We start from the raw sequence: 2624 nt of genomic DNA on the forward strand, positions 1-2624 counted from the left end.
TTATCAAATGAAGACATTCAAGCGATTCGGTTTCATCTATTCCCTGAGGTGCGCATTAGTGCGGAATTCAAGCCTCCGGTTGCCCATCAAGATCAACTGCTGCTCTCTTTGCACAATATCAAAACGATGGACCTGCACCAAGAGAATATGGCCAAGCAACTAGGCGATAAACATAGGCTCATTCGAGGAGTTGCGGGAAGCGGGAAGACGCTTGTGCTGGCGAGTCGGGCAAAGATGCTGGCCAAAGCCCATCCAGAGTGGAAAATTCTTGTGTTGTGCTACGGAATCCCTTTGTCTCGGAACCTACAACAAATGATTGAGCGGATGATGAATGAGCCGGAGGATTTGTTCGACTTGATTCAGTCTACGACTCCTGGTGACGCTCCGTCCCATCGGATTGAGGTGTACAATTTTCACGAGTGGCTTCGGAACAGCCTGAGAATGAAGGATTTAGAGATCCCGACACTTCTTGAAAAAGTGGACAAGCAGGAAGCTATCTTGCCGCTTTACGATGCAATCATGATTGATGAAGGGCAAGATTTTGAAGCGGACTGGCTGAAGCTATTGAGTGTCTGTTTGAATCCGGATACGCAATCGTTGCTGCTGGTGGAGGACCGTGCTCAATCCATTTTCAAGCGGAAGTCTAGTTTGGTTCAAGATATTGGTCTTGATTTTCGCGGGCGCTCCAAGGTGCTATCGATTAACTACAGGAATACGGCGCAGGTTGTGAATTTTGCTTGGGATTTCTATCAGGAGCACTCCCAGTTGAAGAACAAAGTACGGGACGCTTCCATTGATGGTGTAGAGATCATCCCTCCTCAATCGACCAAGCGAAAAGGTCCTGACCCCATCATCAAGAGCTTTCAAACGATTAAGGAGGAGCTGAATTTTGTCTCCAAGTCGATCAAATTTCTGGCCAAAGAGAAGAAAATCCAACTCCAGGATATCGTGATTCTGTATAGGGTGAAGAACAGTCATCATACTTCGTACATCGATGAAATTAAGCATAGTCTAGCTGAGCACGAGCTACCCCACACATGGATCACGGAGAACGCGGAGTCCAAGCGTAAGTTTATTCGCGATGAGGATACCGTAAAGATCTCTACTATAGATAGCGCAAAGGGGCTCGATTTTCGAGTCGTCTTCCTAATCAATGTGGAGAATATGCCTTTTCCGCTGGAGGAAGTGGAAGAAAGGGAAGTATCCTTGCTATACATTGGGATGACACGCGCGCTGGAGTGGTTGTTCCTGACTTACAGCGGGGAGTCGAAATTTACGCAGTATTTGGATGGAGTTGTGAAAAAGAGGGTTCAGTTAGGCTCAACGAATCAGAATATGGGATAGTTGCGCAAATACATAGCGTCAACATCGCAGCCTGCGTGAACATTTGGACAAGATTCGGCGGGTATTTGAGGTGTGTGCCAACAGGACCTTCATAATAATAATTCATGTGATGAATAGGATGGAGGGTAAAGGGTGGCTAGAACTCACTACGCAGAGGGTAGACAATTAGCCAAGATGGTGCAAGGTACTTTGCTCTTGATTGGGTTAGGGTTATTCTTTTTAACAGGATTAAATAAGATCTGGTGGTTATTCTTCGTTATTCTTTTTGTCAGCGTAATAACGGGAGAAATTATAGGAGCCATGTGGACCCAGAGGTTGAGAAGAAACAAAGGGCAATCCTCTCAAAGTAAGGCGGCAACCAAAACCAAATCAGCCAAAGCCGCTGTGCAGTCCACTTCCAGCCATAAGAAACTTTCAGATGCAGAGGTGAAAAATGCAAATGTGGATTCTTTGTCGGGGACTGATTTTGAAAGACTCATGGAAATGTATTACAAGGACCAGGGGTACCAAGTGCAGCGAGTCGGGGGATCTGGGGATCATGAAGTAGATCTGATTTTGAAGGGCAAGGAAGGATATAAGATAGCCGTGCAATGCAAACGTTGGAAGCAGGATGTGGGGAATGACATCGTGTTGAGGTTGAAAGCCGGCAAACAAGTCCATGGTTGCTATGATGCATGGATTGTTACAACCAGTAACTTTACTGTGGCAGCCAAGGAGGCGGCAGATAAGTTAAATATTAAGTTGATAAACGGACTGATTCTTAACGATAAATTAAAAAAGTGGAAAACTAAAAATCCTTAGAAAGGAAGTCACCAGTTGGCTAGACAGAGTAAGAGGTCTATTTCTACGTTCCTCGTTAGTGCACTAGGCATGTTATGTATATTAAAAACCTTTACGTGGGCTGTAGGAAGCCGCATCCTTGAGAGTAAGGTTGAGGTACCTTATCTAGATTGGGCTATTGGAGTTGCTGGTTTTCTATTGGTCCTTCGGATCGGTTTTGTGATATGGAAAGCCACGAGGAATAGAACTCCGAAGCAAGAAATAGAACCGGTGGAACATTACACCTCCGTTCGTGTCAGTAACGATAGTGCTTGTTCGATATGTGGAAAAACCGTAAGCGATCGTGTGAAACAATATTGTCTTGATCGACCACAGAAGTTTAGCGGGAAAATATATTGTTACGATCATCAGCACAACGCATAAGCTTGTTTAATTGATGCTTATTTTCGAAACGATGGCGAGGCAAACCATGATTAAATGGAAAAAGTATCTTATCGCAT

2 protein-coding genes are annotated in these 2624 nt (G+C 44.7%); both read left to right on the forward strand.

Annotated features, from left to right (window positions below):
• On the forward strand, positions 1-1344 hold a 1344-nt coding region (locus tag PKO02S_RS31840; RefSeq protein ID WP_127589292.1), incomplete at its 5' end, for a DEAD/DEAH box helicase.
• 132 nt (positions 1345-1476) lie between these two features.
• Positions 1477-2145: a restriction endonuclease gene (locus PKO02S_RS31845; protein ID WP_127589294.1), complete on the forward strand. Its 669-nt coding sequence runs from the start codon at positions 1477-1479 to the stop codon at positions 2143-2145.
• The last annotated feature ends 479 nt before the right edge of the window (positions 2146-2624 follow it).

The organism is Paenibacillus koleovorans NBRC 103111, from assembly GCF_004000845.1.
GTDB classification, from domain to species: domain Bacteria; phylum Bacillota; class Bacilli; order Paenibacillales; family NBRC-103111; genus Paenibacillus_AA; species Paenibacillus_AA koleovorans.